Source organism: Paraburkholderia youngii, from assembly GCF_013366925.1.
Taxonomy (GTDB): domain Bacteria; phylum Pseudomonadota; class Gammaproteobacteria; order Burkholderiales; family Burkholderiaceae; genus Paraburkholderia; species Paraburkholderia youngii.
Genome location: NZ_JAALDK010000001.1, coordinates 6001619 through 6020909, shown reverse-complemented (window position 1 = coordinate 6020909; position 19291 = coordinate 6001619). Strand labels below are relative to the sequence as shown.

Sequence of the window (19291 nt, the reverse complement as noted above, 5' to 3'; positions counted from 1 at the left end):
GCGACGCTAATTCAAGCATTTCACCGGACCTGTCGAGGTCCCTCCGGAGACATCATGTCCAACGCGCTCGCGAGCGCGCCGCTCGATGCGGCCGAGTACATCAGAAGTCACATTCGCACGGTGCCCGACTGGCCGCAGCCGGGCGTGCAGTTCCGCGACATCACGCCGCTCCTGCGCGAGCCGAAGTCGCTGCGCGTGCTGATCGACCTGTTCGTGCAGCGCTATATCGATGCGAAGCTCGATTACATCGCCGGGCTCGATGCGCGCGGCTTCATCATCGGGCCGATCGTCGCGCACGAGCTGAGTGTCGGCTTCATCCCGATTCGCAAGGCGGGCAAGCTGCCGTACAAGCGGATCTCGCAATCGTATGAACTGGAATACGGCACCGCGACAGTCGAGATTCACGAGGATGCGTGCGAGCCGGGCGATCGCGTCGTGATCATCGACGACCTGATCGCGACCGGCGGCACGATGATGGCCGGCAAGCTGCTGCTCGAGCGGCTCGGCGCGGTCGTCGTGGAAGGCGCGGCGATCGTCGATCTGCCGGACCTGGGCGGTTCGAAGCTGCTGTGCGAGGGCGGTCTTGCGCTCTATACAGTGACGAGTTTCGGCGGTCACTGAACCCGGAGGCCGTTACGGCGTGCGCCGTGACGGTCGGGTTTCTCGCCGTACCAGCAGTTAAAGTCGCACAGGCTCCGTTGGCTGCACAAGGCCAACCGGGTTCAACGACATGGCTCACCGCCAGGGCTCACCAGCCGCCCAACCCAGAAGACCACCACGATGCCCAATTTCCTGCTGTTTCTCGCCACTTCGATTGCGATCACCGTGGCGCCCGGCCCGGACAATCTGCAGGTGCTCGCGCGCGGCATCTCGCAGGGCCGCGCGGCCGGCCTCGTCGCCGCGCTCGGCTTTGCCGCCGGCATCACGTTTCATACGACGCTCGCGGCGCTCGGCGTCGCCGCGCTGCTGCGTTCGTCGCCGCTCGCGTTCGAAGCGATCAAGCTCGCCGGCGCCGCGTATCTGGTGTGGATCGGTATCAAGGCGCTGCGCAGTCAGGGGCTCGCGACCGCGCACGAGCGTGCGCCGCAGCCGCTTTCGGCTGTCTTTCGCCAGAGCGTGCTCGGCAATCTGATGAATCCGAAGGTCACGCTGTTCTTCGTCGTGTTTCTGCCGCAGTTCGTGCAGCCCGGCGGCGCGCAGAGCGTGACCGTGCAGATGCTCGAGCTCGGCGCGCTGTTCATGCTGCAGACCGTCGTAGTGTTTTCGCTGTTCGGCGTGTGCGCGGGGATCATCGGCAGCTGGCTCAGACGGCGGCCGCGTGTCGGCCTGTGGCTCGATCGCGTGGCCGGCGCGACGTTCATCGCGATCGGGATTCGCGTCGCACTGCGCGACTGACGCGCGTCACGCAACCCGTCCGCTTCCGCTTTGCCAGGTTCGCCACGACGGCGGACAGTTTGGAGTTTTCGATGACTTTGCCTTGCATCACCGCCGCGCGCCGCTTCGACGCGACCGCGCATCGGCCGTTTCTGATCTGCGCCGAACAGGTCGGCTGGATTCGCGAGCGCGACGTGCCGCTGCTCGCGCGCTGGCCCGACGTGTTTGAGATCGCGAACGACGGCGTGACGCTCTCCGCCACCTTCGATACCGTCCATCTGCGCAGCGCGGCGCTCGCTTCCGTGATCGGCGCGCTCGCCGCCGATGGGCGCATCCCCGGCTGGCGCAACGAGACCTACGCGATCCGCAATGCGTTCGACGCGCCGCCGCTCGCGTATATCGAGCGCGCGGCGTCGCGCTTCTTCGGCACGATGACCTACGCGGTGCATCTGAACGGCGTCGTAGAATATGCGGATGGCGGAGCGCCCTTTGGCGGTGCGCCCTTTGGCGGCGCGCCGCAATTGTGGATCGCGCGCCGCAGCGACACGAAGGCCACCGACCCCGGCATGCTCGACAATGTCGTCGCGGGCGGGATCGGCTGGGGCTTCGGTATCGCCGAAACGATCGTCAAGGAGTGCTGGGAAGAAGCGGGCATTCCAGCGGAGATCGCGGCGGGAGCGGTCGCGGGCCGCACCGCGCACGTGCTGCAATCGCTGCCGGAAGGCACACAGGCCGAGCAGATCTTCATCTACGACCTCGCGCTGCCCGCGGACTTCGCGCCGCGCAACCAGGACGGCGAAGTGGGCGAACACCGGCTCGCGCGCATCGATGAAGTCGCGCGCTGGATCGAGGAAGGCGCGCTAACCGTCGACGCCAGCCTCGCGACGCTCGATTGCCTGCTGCGCCGCCGCTGGATCGACGAGGACGCGTGCGAGGGCATCGACGCGCTGTTCGCGCCGCCGCCGCTGGGCTAACCGAGGCTCATCGGTCAGGCCCGCCCCGCAGCCAGTACCACTGAAACAAACCACGCATTGAAGAAGGGAGTCACCGAGGTCATGTCGACCGATCACAGCTTTATCCTCAAACTGTCGTGCGCCGACCGGCCCGGCATCGTTCACGCCGTGTCGGGCTTTCTGTTCGAGCGCGGCAGCAATATTCTCGACTCCGCGCAGTTCGGGGACAGCCGCACCGGCGAGTTCTTCATGCGCGTGCATTTTCAACAGGTGGGCGGCGATCCGGGCCTCGACGCGCTGCGCGCGTCGTTCGTGGCACTCGCCGAGCAGTTCGGCATGAGCTGGGAGTTGCACGACGCGAACGTGAAGCCGCGCGTCGTGATCATGGTGTCGAAGATCGGCCACTGCCTGAACGATCTGCTGTTTCGCTACCGCACCGGTCAGCTGAACATCGACATCCCGGCGATCATCTCGAACCACAAGGAGTTCTACCAGCTCGCCGCGAGTTACGACATCCCGTTCCATCACTTCCCGCTGCTCGGCGGCACGCCGGAAGCGAAAACCGCGCAGGAAGCGCGCGTGCTCGAAGTGATCAGCGAGCATCAGGCTGACCTCGTGGTGCTCGCGCGCTACATGCAGATTCTGTCGCCGAACCTGTGCGAGGCGCTCGCCGGGCGCGCGATCAACATCCATCACTCGTTCCTGCCGAGCTTCAAGGGCGCGAAGCCGTACTACCAGGCGTTCGACCGCGGCGTGAAGCTGATCGGCGCGACGGCTCACTATGTGACGACCGATCTCGACGAAGGTCCGATCATCGAGCAGGAAGTCGAGCGCGTGGACCACAGCATGACACCGGAACAACTGACGGCGATCGGTCGCGACGTCGAGTGCGTGACGCTCGCGCGTGCGGTGAAGTGGCACGTCGAGCATCGTGTCGTGCTGAACGGCAGCAAGACGGTGGTGTTCCGCTAAAAATTGCACCGCTAACACCGCGCCGCTCGAGGTCGGCGCGGTCCTTTCCCCGCTTGCGTTACGAACGCGCTGCCGCGCCGCCCGTGCTTTTCCCGAGATTCGCGTTTTGCGCGGAACGGCGTCGCGCGCTCAGCTTCTTCAGCCAGATCAGCAGGCCCGTGACGCTCAGCACGGCCACCGCTACCCCCGCCGCGCTGATCAGAATCCGCCCGCCGAGTCCGAGAATGCGCCCCGAGTGCAGCGGATACTGCATCTGCAGGAAGATATCGCCGGCCGTGCCCTGACCGGGAATCCGCGTGGCGAGCCGCTGGCCGGTGGCGGCGTCCCAATACATCCACGGGTTGCCGAGTCCGGCGTCGCCGTGGTCGTTGCCGGCCGTGTAGAAGCCGACGCCATACGCATGCATGAATTCGGCGTAGTAGAGCCCGCCCGGTGGCGCGGCGACATGCATTTCCTTGCCGGCTTGCCCGGCGAGTTCGACGATGCGCTCGCGGCTCAGCACCTGATCGCCCGGTTGCGGTGCGCGCAGGATTTCGGGGTTGCTGAACGGATCGGGCGTCAATGTCGACAGGCGTGACACGATCGGCCGCACCACCTGCGACGACAGATTCATCGAAATCGACGTCAGCGCGACGATTGCCAGCAGGCCCCAGATCCATATTCCTCCGGAGCGGTGCAGATCGAACGTCAGCGCATAGCCGCCGCGTTTCAGGCGGAACGCGAACGACTTGCGCCAGGCCCTCAGGCTCGGAAACGACAGGCACAGTGCAATCACGCTATCGAACAGCCACACGATGCCGACGATCCCCATCAACCACGTGCCGATGTCAACGCCGCCGGTGAACGGCAGCTGCAGCGTGTAGTGCAGCTTGTAGATGAACGGAATCAGGTTCAGCCGCGCGAGCGACACGGCGCCCCATTCGCGGCGTCCCTGGATCTCGCCGGTCACGGGATCGACGGCGATCTGGTTGAAGTCGAGCGGATAGGGCTGCTTCGTCGCCGGGTCCGTGCGCGGCAGCACCATCATTTGCAGCGCGTGACCCGGTTCGACCTCGAGCGGTAAATAGGTCACCCGAAGACGCGGATCGGCGGCTTCGACGCGATTCGCCAGTTCGAGGCCGGGCAGCGTCGGCCCAGCCGTGCGAGCCAGGTAGAACGACGGATTCAGCGCGGCATCCAGCGGGTGCTCCCACGCGATGATCGCACCGGTAAGTCCCGCGACGAACAGAAACAGTGCAGTCGCGACGCCGAACCAGCGGTGCAGGCGGACAAGCTGGCGTCTCATGCGCGAGCCGGGCGGAATCGCGGGCGGGAAATCAGCTGAAACGTCACGATGCGGACTGAGCGTAAATAGGAATTGTTCGCATCTTAGGGGGCGGCGCGTTCGGCTGCAAGTTTTCTGTCAGCAGCAGGCGACGGTGCCGCGTCGCGGGAAGCATAAAAAAAAGCGGCGCCGAAGTGCCGCTTTCGCTTCCGTCGCCTGCGTGGACTGCCGGGCGTGCAGGCCGATGAGCGCTAGTGAGCGCTGACTTTGAAGGCCAACCCAGCCCCGCTCACACCAACCGCAAATAAATCAGCTCACGCTTGATGTACGCATAAAAAATCGGTGCCGCAATGACCCCGGCGATACCGAACGCTGCTTCCATCACCAGCATCGCGATCAGCAGTTCCCACGCGCGCGCCTCGATTTGCCCGCCGACGATCCGCGCGTTCAGGAAGTACTCGAGCTTGTGAATCAGGATCAGGAACACGAGCGACATGATCGCCGCCGGAAAACTGACCGACAGCGCGACCGCGACGATGATCGTGTTCGAGATCAGATTGCCGATCACCGGCAGCAGACCCACGATGAACGTGACGAGCACGAGCGTTTTTGACAGCGGCAGCCGGTCGTGGAAGGTCGGCAGGATCACGAGCAGGAAGATCGCTGTGAATACCGCGTTGAGCGCGGAAATCTTCACCTGCGCGAACACGATGCGGCGAAACGCTTCGGCAAAACGCGTGACGCGCGTGACAAACGCCGTGGACAGCGGCAGCCGCTGCATATGCTTCTGCGCGCCGACCGCGATGATCGCGCCGATGATCATGCCGATCAGCACGTGAGTGAACGCGCGCGCGGCGGTCGTGCCGCTTTGCTGCAGCATGTTCGCGTGCGTGTGCATCAGTTCCGCGGCCTTCGTCTTCATCTGTTCGGTGTCGACCGGCAGATAGTTCGCGACGAACTGCGGAATCCTGCCGCGCGCCTGGTCGATCAGTTGCATGGCCTGATCGAGCAGCGCCTGCACGCTGGGCACGTCGTTCTCGAAATGCGAGATGATGCCGAGCGTGAGCCCCGTCAGCGCGCCGACGATCACCGTCGACAGGAGCACCACCGCGAGCCAGCGTGCCCGCCTGCTCGACATGTGGCGCTCGATGCGCGGCGCGATCATTTGCACGAGCTGAAACACCAGCAGCCCGGCGAGCAGCGCGCCGAGCAGCTTCAGTTCGATGACCGCCCACATGCCGAACAGCATCACGACGTAGCTGCCGATCTCGACCGCCGACAGCTTCGGCAGACTCATGTCGCTGGTCAGCCTGACCGGGCGCGGGCGCAGGTCCTGCACCCGATCTTCTTCGCGCGCCTGATTACGCTTGGTCATGGCTTATCCCGTCTCCAAACCTCGATAGTGCAGCGTTATTTTGTGCTGGCGGCGCGCTTGAGCAGCGGCGCCAGATATTGTCCGGTAAAACTGGCCTTCGACTTCGCGATCTGCTCAGGCGTGCCCTGGGCGATGATCTGCCCGCCGCCGGCGCCGCCTTCGGGGCCAAGATCGATGACCCAGTCCGCAGTTTTGATTACATCGAGATTATGTTCGATGATCACGACGGTATTACCCTGGTCACGTAACCGGTGTATGACTTCCAGCAACAGCGCGATATCGTGAAAGTGCAGGCCGGTGGTCGGTTCGTCAAGGATGTATAGCGTGCGACCGGTATCGCGCTTGCTCAGTTCCAGCGATAGTTTCACACGCTGCGCCTCGCCGCCCGATAGCGTGGTCGCCGACTGACCCAGGCGGATATAGCCTAGACCCACGTCCAGCAAGGTTTTCAGCTTGCGCGCGACGACCGGCACGGCCTTGAAGAACTCATACGCGTGCTCGACCGTCATGTCGAGCACTTCGCTGATGTTGCTGCCTTTGTACTGGATGTCGAGTGTTTCGCGGTTGTAGCGCTTGCCGTGGCACACGTCGCACGGCACGTACACATCGGGCAGGAAGTGCATTTCGACCTTCAGCACACCGTCGCCCTGGCACGATTCGCAGCGCCCGCCCTTCACGTTGAACGAGAAGCGGCCCGGATCGTAGCCGCGCTCCTTGGCGGCCGGCACGCCCGCGAACAGCTCGCGGATCGGCGTGAACAGGCCAGTGTAGGTCGCCGGATTCGAGCGCGGCGTGCGCCCGATCGGCGACTGGTCGACGTTGATCACCTTGTCGAAATGTTCGAGGCCCTCGATCGACTCGTACGGCGCCGGCTCCGTGGCCGAGCCGTACAGATGATGCGCGACCGCCTGGTACAGTGTGTCGTTGATCAGCGTCGACTTGCCCGAACCGGACACGCCGGTCACGCAGGTCAGCAAACCTACCGGCAGATCGAGCGTCACGTTGTGCAGATTGTTGCCGTGCGCCTCGACGATGCGCAGATGCCGCTCGTCGGGTTCCTTGCGCTCGTCCGGGTATTCGATCGTGCGCGCGCCCGACATGTACTGGCCCGTCAGCGACGCCGCGTTCTTCTGTATCTCTTTGGGCGTGCCCTCTGCGATCACCATGCCGCCGTGTTCGCCGGCGCCCGGGCCCATGTCGACCACGTAGTCGGCCATGCGGATCATGTCCTCGTCGTGCTCGACGACGATCACCGAGTTGCCGAGATCGCGCAGATGCTTGAGCGTCGAGATCAGGCGGTCGTTGTCGCGCTGATGCAGGCCGATCGACGGTTCGTCGAGCACGTACATTACGCCGGTCAGCCCCGAGCCGATTTGCGAGGCGAGGCGAATGCGCTGCGCTTCGCCGCCCGACAGCGTTTCCGCGCTGCGTTCGAGCGACAGGTAATCGAGCCCGACGTTGTTCAGGAACATCAGACGCGCGACGATTTCCTTCACGACCTTGTCGGCGATCTCGCGCTTCGAGCCCTCGAGGCGCAGCGTCTGGAAGTAGCCGAGCGCATCGCGCAACGGCCAGCCGCTGATCTCGAAGATGCCGCGCGCGTCGCTGTCGGCGCCGATGCGCACGAAGCGCGCCTCGCGACGCAACCGCGTGCCAGCGCACGCCGGGCACGGCTGGTTGTTCTGATACTTGGCGAGTTCTTCGCGTACCGCGGACGAATCGGTTTCGCGGTAGCGCCGCTCCAGATTCGGGATGATCCCTTCGAACACGTGCTCGCGCACCGACGTGCGGCCGCGCTCGTTGATGTACGAGAACGGAATCTCCTGCTTGCCCGAACCGTACAGCAGGATCTTGCGGACTTTCTCCGGCAGGTCCTCGAACGCGGTGTCGATGTCGAAGTCGTAGAACGCCGCGAGGCTCTGCAGCATCTGGAAATAGAACTGGTTGCGCCGGTCCCAGCCCTTCACCGCGCCCGCCGCCAGCGACAGCGACGGATGCGCGACCACCCGTTTCGGATCGAAGAACGTGATCTGGCCGAGGCCGTCGCATTCGGGGCACGCACCCATCGGGTTGTTGAACGAGAACAGCCGCGGCTCGAGTTCCTGCAGCGAATACGAGCAGATCGGGCAGGCGAACTTCGAGCTGAACAGGTGCTCCTTGTCCGTATCCATTTCGAGCGCGATCGCGCGGCCGTCGGCGAGACGCAGCGCCGTTTCGAACGATTCGGCGAGACGCTGCTTCATGTCGGGACGTACGCGCAGACGGTCGATCACGACGTCGATTGTGTGCTTGTCGTTTTTCTTCAGCTTCGGCAGCGAGTCGACTTCGTAGATTTTCGCGGTGCCTTCGTTGGCGGTGCCGCCTCCCGAGCGCACGCGAAAGCGCACGAAGCCTTGCGCCTGCATGTCCTCGAACAGATCCGTGTGCTCGCCCTTGCGATCGCTGACGACTGGCGCGAGGATCATCACGCGCGTTTCTTCAGGCAGTGCGAGCGCCGCGTCGACCATCTGAGACACGCTTTGCGCTTCGAGCGGAATCTCGTGATCGGGGCAGTAGGGTGTGCCGACGCGCGCGAACAGCAGACGCAGATAATCGTGGATTTCGGTGACGGTGCCGACCGTCGAACGCGGATTGTGCGAGGTCGCCTTCTGTTCGATCGAGATAGCCGGCGACAACCCTTCGATCAGGTCGACGTCGGGCTTTTCCATCAGTTGCAGGAACTGCCGTGCATAGGCGGACAGACTTTCGACGTAGCGCCGCTGTCCTTCCGCATACAGCGTATCGAACGCCAGCGACGATTTGCCGGAGCCCGAAAGCCCCGTGATAACGACGAGCTTGTGACGCGGTAGGTCGAGATTGACGTTCTTCAGGTTGTGGGTGCGAGCCCCACGAATACGGATTTGTTCCACGGATTTATTCCATGAACTGCGGAAAGGGAAAGAGGCCAAACCTGCTACTATAACGACTTTTCCAGACCGCCGTTACGGCGTGCTGACAGCGGGAAAGAGGCGTAGCTGGGGCCGTTTTCCGTGAGTACAAGATGCCGCGAGCGTCGGCGAGGACGGTAGGGCACGGGCTTTGCGCATTGCGATGTCTCTTCGGCGCGGACCTGCCGATATGCCGAGGCTAGCCGCCCGCCTGTTCGTCCTGCTCCACTGTGCCGGCGCTCAAGGCTGTCCCCACGGGCTCGCCGCCCGGTTCATTCAAACAACGCTTCGATGTCCAATCCGTCCGCCATCTCCACACGCATGAGCGCGCCCGAATTGCGCGCGACCGTGTCGCTTGCCGCCATCTTCGCGCTGCGCATGCTGGGTCTCTTCATGATCATGCCGGTGTTCTCGATCTACGCGAAGACCATCCCCGGTGGCGAGAACGTGCTGCTCGTGGGCATCGCGCTCGGCGCGTACGGCGTCACGCAGTCGATGCTCTACATCTTCTACGGCTGGATCTCCGACAAGGTCGGGCGCAAGCCGGTGATCGCGACGGGCCTGCTGATCTTCGCGATCGGCAGCTTCGTAGCGGCGGGCGCGCACGACATGACGTGGATCATCGTCGGCCGGGTGATTCAGGGGATGGGGGCGGTGTCGTCGGCGGTGATCGCGTTCATCGCCGATCTGACCGCGGAGGAACATCGCACGAAGGCGATGGCGATGGTCGGCGGCAGCATCGGCGTGTCGTTCGCGGTCGCGATCGTTGGCGCGCCGATCGTGTTCCACTGGCTCGGCATGAGCGGGCTCTTCACGCTGGTCGGCGTATTCGCGATCCTCGCGATTGGTGTGGTGCTGTGGGTCGTGCCCGATGCGCCGAAGCCGGTGCACGTGCGCGCGCCGTTCGCCGAAGTGCTGCACAACGTCGAGCTGCTGCGCTTGAATTTCGGCGTGCTCGTGCTGCACGCGACGCAAACCGCGCTGTTCCTCGTCGTGCCGCGCATTCTCGAAGCAGGCGGGCTGCCGGTCGCATCGCACTGGAAGGTGTATCTGCCGGTAATGGGGCTGTCGTTCGTGATGATGGTGCCGGCGATCATCGCCGCCGAGAAGCGCGGCAAGATGAAGATCGTACTGTTGTCGGCGATCGCCCTTATCCTGATCGGCCAGTTGTTATTGGGCGTTGCTCCGCATACGATTCTGAGTGTGGCGGCGATCCTGTTCGTGTACTTTCTCGGCTTCAATATTCTCGAAGCGTCGCAGCCTTCGCTGGTGTCGAAGCTCGCGCCCGGTACCCGCAAGGGAGCCGCGGCCGGCGTGTACAACACCACGCAGTCGATCGGTCTTGCGCTGGGCGGGTTGGTCGGCGGCTGGCTGCTGAAGATGAACGGCCAGAGCGCGGTTTTCTTCGCCTGCTCCGGGCTGGTATTTTGCTGGCTTATAATCGCCGCAAAGATGAAACAGCCGCCGCGCAAGGCATAACGCAGCGTACTCGGGGCACTTCCCGAATCATCCAGAACTCACCCGGCGGCGGGCAGAGGCGCTCTTCTGGTCTCGGGCCCGCCGGCCATGAGACGCGAACCGCGTAGTGCCGCGCCGCCTGCAACAGGAATCAACAGGAGAAATTCATGGCATCCGTGAACAAGGTCATTCTGGTCGGCAACCTCGGCGCCGATCCGGAAGTCCGTTATCTTCCGAGCGGCGACGCAGTGGCGAACATCCGCCTTGCGACGACGGACCGCTACAAGGACAAAGCGTCGGGCGAGATGAAGGAAGCCACCGAGTGGCACCGCGTCGCGTTCTTCGGCCGCCTGGCGGAAATCGTGGCGGAATATCTGAAGAAGGGCTCGTCGGTGTACCTTGAAGGGCGCATCCGCACGCGCAAGTGGCAAGCCCAGGACGGCACCGATCGTTACTCGACCGAGATCGTCGCGGAACAAATGCAAATGCTCGGCGGCCGAGGCGGCGCTTCGATGGGTGGCGGCGACGAAGGCGGTTATAGCCGTGGCGAGCCGTCGGAGCGCAGCGGCGGCGGTGGTGGTCGCGGCATGTCGTCGGGCGGCGGCTCGCGTGGCGGCAGTGGCGGTGGCGGTGGCGGTGGCGGCGCGAGCCGTCCGAGCGCGCCGGCTGGCGGCGGCTTCGACGAGATGGACGACGATATCCCGTTCTGATCGTTCCGGCTCAATGCCGACCCGACCAGCGTCCCGCTGATCGACACAACGAGAAAGGCCCGCTTTTTGTGAAGAAAGCGGGCCTTCTGTTTGCCGGCATTTTTTACGTTACACGCGCGCACGGAGCCTGCCTGCCCGCCGAACGTCACCTGCTCAAATGCTCCAACGTGTCCCGCAACGGCAGACTCGAAATCACGATCGGCCCGGTGAACGGCGTATCCAGATCGACGATCACATAAACCGCCGAAGCAATCGACACCGCTCCCAGCGTGATCGTCACCAGCGCCAACGCATTGCGCGGCGCGATCAACCCGAAGCTCAGAAAGATCACGCCTAGCCAGAACGTCAGCGTCCAGAAGAACGGCTGCGAAATCGAGCTGTGCGCTTCCTCGATGATCTTCCAGCGCGCGTCGATGACGCGTCGGTACTGAATCAACGCGTCATCGAGCGCGCGTTGCTGCAACGCATCCTGCGTGCGCAGTTGTCGCAATTGCCTCCCCACCGTGGTCAGCATGTCGCCCAGACGAACGTTTTCGAGTTGCTGCGAATTGTCGGGTGAACCGAGATCGCGCGGGTAGTCGCCGCTCGGCGCGGGCTCGCGCGGCCACGTCGACGCGATCGCCGCCGCTGTGTACTGGCGCAACAGGCGCCGCGACTCGTCGGCCGCGCTGCCGAGCTCACGCAGCGTCGTGTCGAATTCGATCAGCTCGGCCGCATAGGTGCGCATATCGTTCGACGCCGTATCGAAGCTCGATTTCGCCGATGCCGTCATCAAACCCAGCACCAGCGCGGCGAACGTCACCAGCATGCCGATCACGAGCTGCACGAGCTGTACGGTCTCGTGCGCCTTGTGCTCCTCCGGCAGCAGCGGCCGCACCCCGACGCCGAGGCCGGTGGCGATCAGCAGCAGCGCGAACACGAGTACGGCCGAACCGATTTCCGACATGGGCGCGCTCCGGGCGGGAAGGGGCTTCGACAAAAGGGCCGCAGCAAACCGGCTTTGAGACTCCATTGATGTAACGCAAGCGGGGCGAGCGATCAACCATAAAGTTTTCGACCGATACGCCGTTGTCCTCAATGTGCTGTTTGCTTAATTTTCAGACAAGTTGCGGACCGGGCCGAACGGCGTGGGCGCAGCCTGCGTGGCCATGCAGCTATCGTCAACGATACGGAACCATCGGCCGGGCAGCCCAAGGAGACCAGTCCGATGTTGAAAAAGCTGTCGATTCGCACCAGCCTCACTCTGATGATCGTGTTCTTCGGCATCGTGCTGCTGCTCGGCGCGGCTGCGGGATTGTTGTCGCTGCGCTCGTCGAACGCGTCGCTGCAGCAGATGTACACGGTCGACACGCCCGCCGTCGCGGACCTCGAAGGCAGCTCCGGCCAGTTGCTGCGCCTGCGTCTGGCGCTTGCGACCTACGCGTCGCTCGTCGCGCTTAACGACCAGGACGGCGCGAGCGCGGTGCTCAAGCGCTTCGATCAGTACCGCAAAGCCTCCGACGAGCGGCTTGCCCACTATTTGAGCCATGCGGGCACGGATGCCGATGAGCAGCATCTGATCGCCGACATGCAGCAAAAGCGCGACGCGTTTCTGCGCGATGGCGTCGATCCGACGCTCGCCGCGCTGAAGTCGACCGACACCAACGCCTTCCAGCAATTGCAGGCGCATAAGCTGCCGTCGCTGTACAGCGCGTACGAGAAGGCCATGCTCGCGCTCGAGCAGTTGCAGCTCGATCATGGCGCACAGCGCTATCAGGATGCGCAGGAGCTGTTCTACGCGATCTGCACCGCGGTGGCGATCGGCATTGCGCTGTCGCTGGTCGGCGGCTTGCTCGCCCGCTTCGTGCTCGTGCGCGCGATCGTCGCGCCGGTCGATGCGACGATCGCGCAGTTCCAGCGCATCGCCAACGGCGACCTGAGCGGCCGCGTCGAAGTGCTCGGTGGCAACGAAATGGGTCGTCTCGCGGCCGCGCTGCGCAAGATGCAGGAGTCGCTGATCGCGACCGTCAACGCGGTTCGTCAAGGCACCGAATCGATCGATACCGGTGTCACCGAGATCGCAGCGGGCAATGCCGATCTGTCGCAACGTACCGAGGAGCAGGCCGCGGCGCTCGAGGAAACGGCCGCCAGCATCGAAGAGCTGACCTCGACGGTCAAGCAGACGGCCGACAACGCGAAGCAGGCGAGCACGCTCGCGCAGGGCGCCTCGACGCTGGCCGCGCAGGGCGGCGAGTTGACCGAGCAGGTGGTCGGCACGATGCACGGCATCGTCGACGATTCGCGGCGGATCGCCGATATCGTCGGTGTGATCGAGGGGATCGCGTTCCAGACCAACATCCTCGCGCTGAACGCCGCGGTCGAGGCGGCGCGCGCCGGCGAGCAGGGACGCGGCTTCGCGGTCGTCGCGAGCGAAGTGCGCTCGCTCGCCCAGCGCAGCGCGGCGGCGGCCAAGGAGATCAAGGGCTTGATCGATGCGTCGACCGCGCGCGTGGAGCAGGGCTCGCAGCTCGTCGAACGCTCGGGCACGACGATGAACGACATCGTCGGCGCAATCGCGCGCGTCAGTTCGATCATGAACGAGATTGCGGCGGCAGCGCTCGAACAGAGCACCGGCATCGATCAGGTCAATCGCGCGGTCGGTCAGATGGACGAGGTCACCCAGCAGAACGCGGCGCTCGTCGAGCAGGCGGCCGCGGCGGCGAGTTCGCTGGAAGATCAGGCACGGCGCCTGTCGGCGGCGGTGGCGGTGTTCCGGACCGGCAGCGAGCCGCGCGGCGGTGTTGCGGCGCCGGGCACGAAGCGCGCGGGCGGTGTCGGCGCGCGGAGCCTGGATAGCGAGTTTGTGGCGGCGTGACGCGAGCCGTTGCGCTGCGTCACCGCGCAGCTTCCCACTACTGCATGGCCGCGTAATACCTCGACACGGCGTCCATTTCCTCGGGCGTCATCTGCCGCGCGACATGGCGCATCTGCTCGTTGATGTCGTTGTGCCGAGCGCCCGAAGCGAACGCTTGCAACTGCGCGGTCAGATAGGCCGCCGCCAGTCCGCCGAGCCACGGTGCCGCGCCTTTGCGGTCTAGCTGTCCATGACACGCCGCGCACGGCGCGATATTGCGTTGCGGATCGCCCTGCATCACGAGCCTGACAGCAATCGGATCGGGTCCTTCGCCGGCCCGGGTTTTCTCGGCCGCTGGAGCGAGTGGGAGCGACGCGTAGTAGGCGGCCAGATCGTGCAGATCCTGGTCGCTGCGTCCCGCGATGATCTCCTGCATCACCGCGCTTGGCCGCTGGCCGCTCTGAAAGTCGCGCAGTTCCTTGTAGATCGCGTCGGCGTACTGTCCGGCTAGCGGCGGCGCGGTGACCTGCACGGTAGCGAGCACGCCGTGGCACATCGAGCAGTGCTGATTAGCAAGCGTCGCGCCGCGGCCGATCGAATCCGCCAACGGGTGGTTCGCGCCCGAAGGCGGCAATACGACGACGTCGCTCGGCACCTGGCTCTTCTCGTTGCCGCTGTACCAGCTCGACGGCACGCCGGCGGCGCCGCAAATCCTCGCCCACAGGCTGAGGTCGCCGAATGCGCTGCTAGCCGACGGCAGCCATACGAAGCCGATCAGGATCGCGACGATCGCGATCGCAACCGTGCCGCCGACGCTCCACACGAACCACGGATTGCGCAAGGTGAACAGGCGTTCTTCATTCATCGCGGAGCTCCGACGACGACTGCCGGCACCGAAGTCTGCGGCAGTCTGAGCAACTGGACGATCGGGAAGCTGTAGTTGACGACCGTGAGCCCGATCATCAGCGCGACCCACAGGCCGAAGCTGTTGAGCGCGACCGGCACGCGCTCGACCGGGTGCGCCGCGACCGCGAAGCGGAACGCCGGCGGTTCTTCCACGGGGCCGAACTGCGATTTCGCGAGGATATAGACGAACTGCAGGCCGGACACCAGCAGGATCAGGCCGCCCACCGCCGACATGACGACCCACACGCCCTGTCCCTGCACGCCGGGCATCGCGTAGTCGTAATAGGCCATGCGGCGCGGCGCGCCGAGCAGGCCGACCCAATGCCACGGTATCGTGACCACCATCATGCCGATGAACCACAGCCACAATTGCGTACGCATCAGTTTCACCGACACGATCGCGCGGCCGGTCAGTTGCGGCCACAGTTCGTACGCAATCACGAAGTACATGATGACGATCGCGCCGCCGAAAATCAGGTGGAAGTGGCCGGTCACCCACTGCGTGTTGTGCACGGTCGAGTTCAGCTGATAGCTCATGTTGATGAGGCCGCCCGCGCCGCCGAAGCCGAGCATCACGAACGAGAACGCGACCGCCAGCATGATCGGGTTGCTCCACGGCAACGCGGTCAGCCAGCCGAGCGCGCCCCTGCCGCCGCGCAGCCGGCCGGCGATTTCCACCGACGCGCAGATCGTGAACACGGTCAGCAGCGTCGGCACCGACACCATGCCGGTGAACACCGCGTGCACGAACTTGAAGCCAGCGCCGACCTGCGGATCGACGAACAGGTGATGGATGCCGATCGGCATCGCGAACACGAGGAACAGGATGAACGACACCCGCGCCATCGAGTCGCTGTAGAGCCGTCCGCCGATCGAGCGTGGCACCAGCGTGTAGAACGCGATGTAAGCCGGAAACAGCCAGAAGTAGACGATCGCGTGCAGCGTCCACGAGAACAGCACGCGCGCGAGGCCGGCGTCGATCGTATGGGCGAAGCCTAGTGCGACCGGCAGGATCTGGAACAGGATCTCGAGCGCCGCGCCGACCGCGGTCCAGGCCCACAGGTACGCGCCCGCGACGTTCGCGAACATCGCGAGCGGCACGGGCTTGCCCGGGTTCGCACGCTTCCAGATGCGCAGGTTCACATGCATCAGCGCGACCCAGATCCACGAGCCGACCACTACGAGCACGACGCCGAGGTAGTAGAACGGACTGCCGACCATCGGCGGATAGAACGTGTAGAGCACCGAGGCGCGGCCGAGCGCGACCGGCACCATCGCCATCACCGCGCCGACCAGCAGCATGATGAGCGCGGCCCACGCCCATTTGAGGCCGACGAGGCGCTGCCCGAGCGAGAGTTCGACGATCGCGTAGCCGAAGGCCATCGCGACCAGCGTCGGCATCACGTAGGCCATCACGGTGCCGTGCGCGGTGACCGAACGGTAGTACAGCTCAGGATCGCCGATCCACGGCAACAGGGGACTGCGCACCAGCATCTGCCATGCGCCGAGGCATAGCGCGATCGCGAACGTGATGAAGGCGAGCCAGAAATGCGCGAGTACGAGTCGCTTAGCGTGGAACACAGCTCAGTCTCCGTGATTGTCGTGCCTGCTCGAAGAAGGCGGCTTTGTCGATCACCTTCACGTGCGCCCACATGGTCTGATGGCCGAAGCCGCAGAATTCGTGGCACGGCATCGCGTGATCGGCGGGATGGTCGAACTGCGTGTTCAGCGTCGCGACGTAGCCGGGCACGACCATCGTGTTGATATTGGTGTCGGTGACGAGCAGGCCGTGCACGACGTCGGCGCTGGTGGTGCGGATCGTGATCGGCGTATCGGCGGGCACCAGCAGACATTGCGGCGTGAACGAGTACTGCTGCGCGACGAAGCGCACGATCACCGAGCCGTCCGGCTGCACCGCGCTGCCGAGATTGTCTTCGGCGAATTCGCCGGATAGCTGCAGGCGCGACGGATCGATCGTCTCGACGCGCGACGGCGGCATCATCGACCAATGCACGCCCACGAACACGATCACGGCGAGCATCAGCACGATCAGCGCGACCGCGAAGATCGCCCAGCGCCGCTCGGCGCGCAATGCGACCGCATGGCCGCTACCGGGTTGATGAGAGGAGTCGGTCGACATGGTCAGTGGATGATGCCGCGCGGCAGAAACGCGAAAAAGTAGAAGGCGAACCAGATCAGCATCACGATGACGGCGGCGACGCCGGCCAGCGCGATCGCGCCGCGCGGACCGGACGCGACGACGTGTTCGACTTCGCCGTCGGTCGGCGCAGCGGCGCTGGGCGGGTCGTTCGCTTTCATGTCGATGGTTCTCCTATGCGGCGCTTCGGTGTGGCCCTTTCGGGACGGCAACTCAATGCAGCGGTGCCTTGCGCAGCTCGTTGACCTCGCGGGCCGTCACCGGCAGCCCGTGATTGCCCCACGCGGTGCGGATGAACGTGACGACGGCGGCCGCTTCGGCGTCGTTCAGCTCCTGGCCGAACGGCGGCATGCCGAACGGCTGCGGATTGCGTTTGGTGCCCGGCGGGAAACCGCCGTTCAGCACGATGCGGATCGGATTGACGGCCGAGTCCATTTCGATCGACTGGTTGCCCGCGAGCGGCGGGTAGTGCGGCAGCTGTCCTTCGCCGTTGTCGCCGTGGCAGATCGCGCACTTGTCCGCATAGATCTGCTTGCCGAGCGCGAACACCTTCGGGTTCGGCGTCGCGCTCGGACCGGTCTTGCGGCCGCCCTGGTCGGGCAGCGACTTCAGATAGACGGCCATCGCGCGGATGTCTTCCTCGCTCAGATGCTGCAGGCTGTGATAGGTGACCTCGGCCATCGGGCCGTAGACTGCGCCGCGATTGGAGATGCCCGCCTGCAGCAGATCGACGATGTCCTGGATGCTCCAGTCGCCGAGGCCGCCGTCCTTGTCCGAAGTGAGCGACGGCGCGTACCAGTTCTGCACCGGAATCAGCCCGCCCGCGAACTGCTCGCGCGGCGACGAACCGCCCAGCATGTTGATGCGCGTGTGGCACATCGTGCAGTGCCCGAGCCCCTCGACCAGATACGCGCCACGATTCCATTCGACCGATTTGGTCGGGTCGGGCTTGAACTCACCCTCGTGGAAATACAGCGTGCGCCAGCCGTACAGCAGATCGCGCTGATTGAACGGGAAGCGCAGCGTGTGCGGGTGATTCGGCTGACGCACCGGCTCGACGGTCTTCAGGAACGCGAAGATCGCGTCCGAGTCCTCGCGCGTGACCTTCGTGTACTGGGCGACCGGCATTGCCGGATAGATCGGCGCGCCGTCCGGCTTGCGGCCGGTGCGCATCATCTTGAAGAACGCTTCCTCGCTCCACGTGCCGATGCCGTACTGCGGGTCCGGCGTGATGTTCGGCGAGTACAGCGTGCCGAACGGCGTTTCCATCGCGAGCCCGCCGGCGAACAGCCGGCCCCGCGGCGCGGTGTGGCACGCGATGCAGTCGCCCGCGCGCGCGAGGTATTCGCCGCGTCTTACGATCTCAGGGCGAGTGTCGGGACTGGTTCCAGCCTTGGCAGTTGCTTCCGCGCCTTGGGGCGCGGCGGTCGCGGCATGCGCCGGCGTCGTGAGCGGTCCATGGACCAGCAACGCGAGCGCGAAGCTGCCGGTTGCAAGGACGCTAGCCATGCTTGCCGGGCGCAGCCAACCGGGCGGGCGGAGTGTCGGCTTCATTGCGGTTGGCTCCCGCAAGCGAGGGGCAGCCGCTCGGCGGATGCCGGTGCGGGCCGGGGATCGGCGGGACGCGGCTGGCGCGCGAGCCAGTTCGATACCGCGGCGATGTCGTTGTCGTTCAGCTTGAGCGCGATCGTGCGCATGCAGTCCGGCGCGAGCGCGTGGCGGGTGCCTGAGCGCCACGTACCCATCTGTCCGGCGATATAGCTCGCGTGCAAGCCGAGCAGGCCCGGAATGCCCGGCTGCGTGCCGGTCATGCGGGCGCCGTGACAGGCGATGCACGCCGGTATGCCGCGCGCCGGGTCGCCATGCGTCACGAGCTTTTCACCGGCGGCAAGCAGCTTCGGCGACAGGGCGGCGCGCTCGGATTCGGGATAGGGCGGCTGCAGGGCCGCGAAGTACTCGCTGATCTGGCGCAGGTAGTCGTCGGGCAGGAACGCGAGCAGATAGCCCATCGGCGGATAGGTGCGGCCGCCGTCGCGAAACGCGATCAGCTGGTTGAACAGGTACTCGGCCGGCTTGCCGGCGATGCGCGGGAAGTAGTCGTTTTTGCGTCCCTGGCCCTGCTCGCCGTGACACGACGTGCAAGCGCGTATGCGCTGGTCCATCGATGGCGGCATCGCGCCGGACGCGTCGGTGGCCGCTAACGCCGCGCCGCTCCATAGCGCTTGAAGCGCGCACAGCACGAACAGGACCGCAGAGCCGATAGTTTTGCGATACACACCGGGCCTCGTTTTGGAACGTTCTTATCGCTCGATTTATATACCCGGCGCGGGTGTGCGGATTGACTCATGGATCCGGAAACGG

The 19291-nt window shown here is 65.0% G+C and carries 17 protein-coding genes; 7 read left to right on the top strand and 10 right to left on the bottom strand.

The features are described from left to right. The first annotated feature begins 54 nt into the window (after positions 1-54). From G5S42_RS27400 to purU, 4 genes are all read left to right on the top strand, one after another. Positions 55-621: an adenine phosphoribosyltransferase gene (locus tag G5S42_RS27400; protein ID WP_176109612.1), complete on the top strand. Its 567-nt coding sequence runs from the start codon at positions 55-57 to the stop codon at positions 619-621. 159 nt (positions 622-780) lie between these two features. Further along, complete coding sequence (locus G5S42_RS27395; protein WP_176109611.1) at positions 781-1395, top strand: LysE family translocator; 615 nt, start codon at positions 781-783, stop codon at positions 1393-1395. A 71-nt stretch (positions 1396-1466) separates the two neighbouring features. Continuing rightward, positions 1467-2348: an NUDIX hydrolase gene (locus tag G5S42_RS27390; RefSeq protein WP_176109610.1), complete on the top strand. Its 882-nt coding sequence runs from the start codon at positions 1467-1469 to the stop codon at positions 2346-2348. A gap of 81 nt (positions 2349-2429) precedes the next feature. Further along, positions 2430-3299 (top strand): formyltetrahydrofolate deformylase, encoded by an 870-nt coding sequence (gene purU / locus G5S42_RS27385; RefSeq protein WP_176109609.1) that lies wholly within the window; start codon positions 2430-2432, stop codon positions 3297-3299. 58 nt (positions 3300-3357) lie between these two features. Here the strand turns inward: purU and G5S42_RS27380 are convergent, their stop codons facing one another. The 3 genes from G5S42_RS27380 to uvrA form a co-directional block, all read right to left on the bottom strand. Then, positions 3358-4584 carry a PepSY-associated TM helix domain-containing protein gene (locus G5S42_RS27380; protein ID WP_176109608.1) on the bottom strand — a complete coding sequence of 409 codons (1227 nt, stop codon included), beginning with the start codon at positions 4582-4584 and terminating at the stop codon, positions 3358-3360. 268 nt (positions 4585-4852) lie between these two features. After that, on the bottom strand, positions 4853-5938 hold the full coding sequence (locus tag G5S42_RS27375; RefSeq protein WP_176109607.1) for an AI-2E family transporter: 1086 nt from the start codon (positions 5936-5938) through the stop codon (positions 4853-4855). Positions 5939-5973: 35 nt separating this feature from the next. Then, on the bottom strand, positions 5974-8847 hold the full coding sequence (gene uvrA, locus G5S42_RS27370) for an excinuclease ABC subunit UvrA (RefSeq protein ID WP_176109606.1): 2874 nt from the start codon (positions 8845-8847) through the stop codon (positions 5974-5976). A gap of 309 nt (positions 8848-9156) precedes the next feature. Here uvrA and G5S42_RS27365 point away from each other — a divergent pair, with 309 nt between their 5' ends. Then, positions 9157-10344, top strand: coding sequence for an MFS transporter (locus G5S42_RS27365; RefSeq protein WP_176109605.1), 1188 nt, complete (start codon positions 9157-9159; stop codon positions 10342-10344). Between the two features lie 146 nt (positions 10345-10490). Beyond that, a complete protein-coding gene (locus G5S42_RS27360; RefSeq protein WP_176109604.1) occupies positions 10491-11033 on the top strand; it encodes a single-stranded DNA-binding protein in 543 nt (180 codons plus the stop codon). A 145-nt stretch (positions 11034-11178) separates the two neighbouring features. Here the strand turns inward: G5S42_RS27360 and G5S42_RS27355 are convergent, their stop codons facing one another. Beyond that, positions 11179-11979 (bottom strand): bestrophin-like domain, encoded by an 801-nt coding sequence (locus G5S42_RS27355; protein WP_176109603.1) that lies wholly within the window; start codon positions 11977-11979, stop codon positions 11179-11181. Positions 11980-12240: 261 nt separating this feature from the next. Between G5S42_RS27355 and G5S42_RS27350 the strand changes: the two genes are divergently transcribed. Next, entirely contained in the window at positions 12241-13887 is a 1647-nt protein-coding gene (locus tag G5S42_RS27350; RefSeq protein WP_176109602.1) for a methyl-accepting chemotaxis protein, read from the top strand. 37 nt (positions 13888-13924) lie between these two features. Here the strand turns inward: G5S42_RS27350 and G5S42_RS27345 are convergent, their stop codons facing one another. From G5S42_RS27345 to G5S42_RS27320, 6 genes are read right to left on the bottom strand one after another with little or no spacing between them, the layout of a single operon-like run. Beyond that, the gene (locus G5S42_RS27345; protein ID WP_176109601.1) at positions 13925-14731 is read right to left on the bottom strand and encodes a c-type cytochrome; all 807 of its coding nucleotides are present in this window, start codon (positions 14729-14731) and stop codon (positions 13925-13927) included. Beyond that, the gene (locus tag G5S42_RS27340) at positions 14728-16353 is read right to left on the bottom strand and encodes a b(o/a)3-type cytochrome-c oxidase subunit 1 (protein ID WP_176109600.1); all 1626 of its coding nucleotides are present in this window, start codon (positions 16351-16353) and stop codon (positions 14728-14730) included. The genes G5S42_RS27345 and G5S42_RS27340 overlap by 4 nt, the downstream gene beginning before the upstream one ends. Next, positions 16340-16912, bottom strand: coding sequence for a cupredoxin domain-containing protein (locus G5S42_RS27335; protein WP_176109599.1), 573 nt, complete (start codon positions 16910-16912; stop codon positions 16340-16342). Before G5S42_RS27335 ends, G5S42_RS27340 begins: the two co-directional genes overlap by 14 nt. A gap of 2 nt (positions 16913-16914) precedes the next feature. Beyond that, entirely contained in the window at positions 16915-17091 is a 177-nt protein-coding gene (locus tag G5S42_RS27330) for a hypothetical protein (RefSeq protein WP_176109598.1), read from the bottom strand. A 52-nt stretch (positions 17092-17143) separates the two neighbouring features. Beyond that, positions 17144-18484, bottom strand: coding sequence for a c-type cytochrome (locus tag G5S42_RS27325; RefSeq protein ID WP_176109597.1), 1341 nt, complete (start codon positions 18482-18484; stop codon positions 17144-17146). Then, the gene (locus tag G5S42_RS27320) at positions 18481-19206 is read right to left on the bottom strand and encodes a c-type cytochrome (RefSeq protein WP_176109596.1); all 726 of its coding nucleotides are present in this window, start codon (positions 19204-19206) and stop codon (positions 18481-18483) included. The genes G5S42_RS27325 and G5S42_RS27320 overlap by 4 nt, the downstream gene beginning before the upstream one ends. Between the last annotated feature and the right edge of the window lie 85 nt (positions 19207-19291).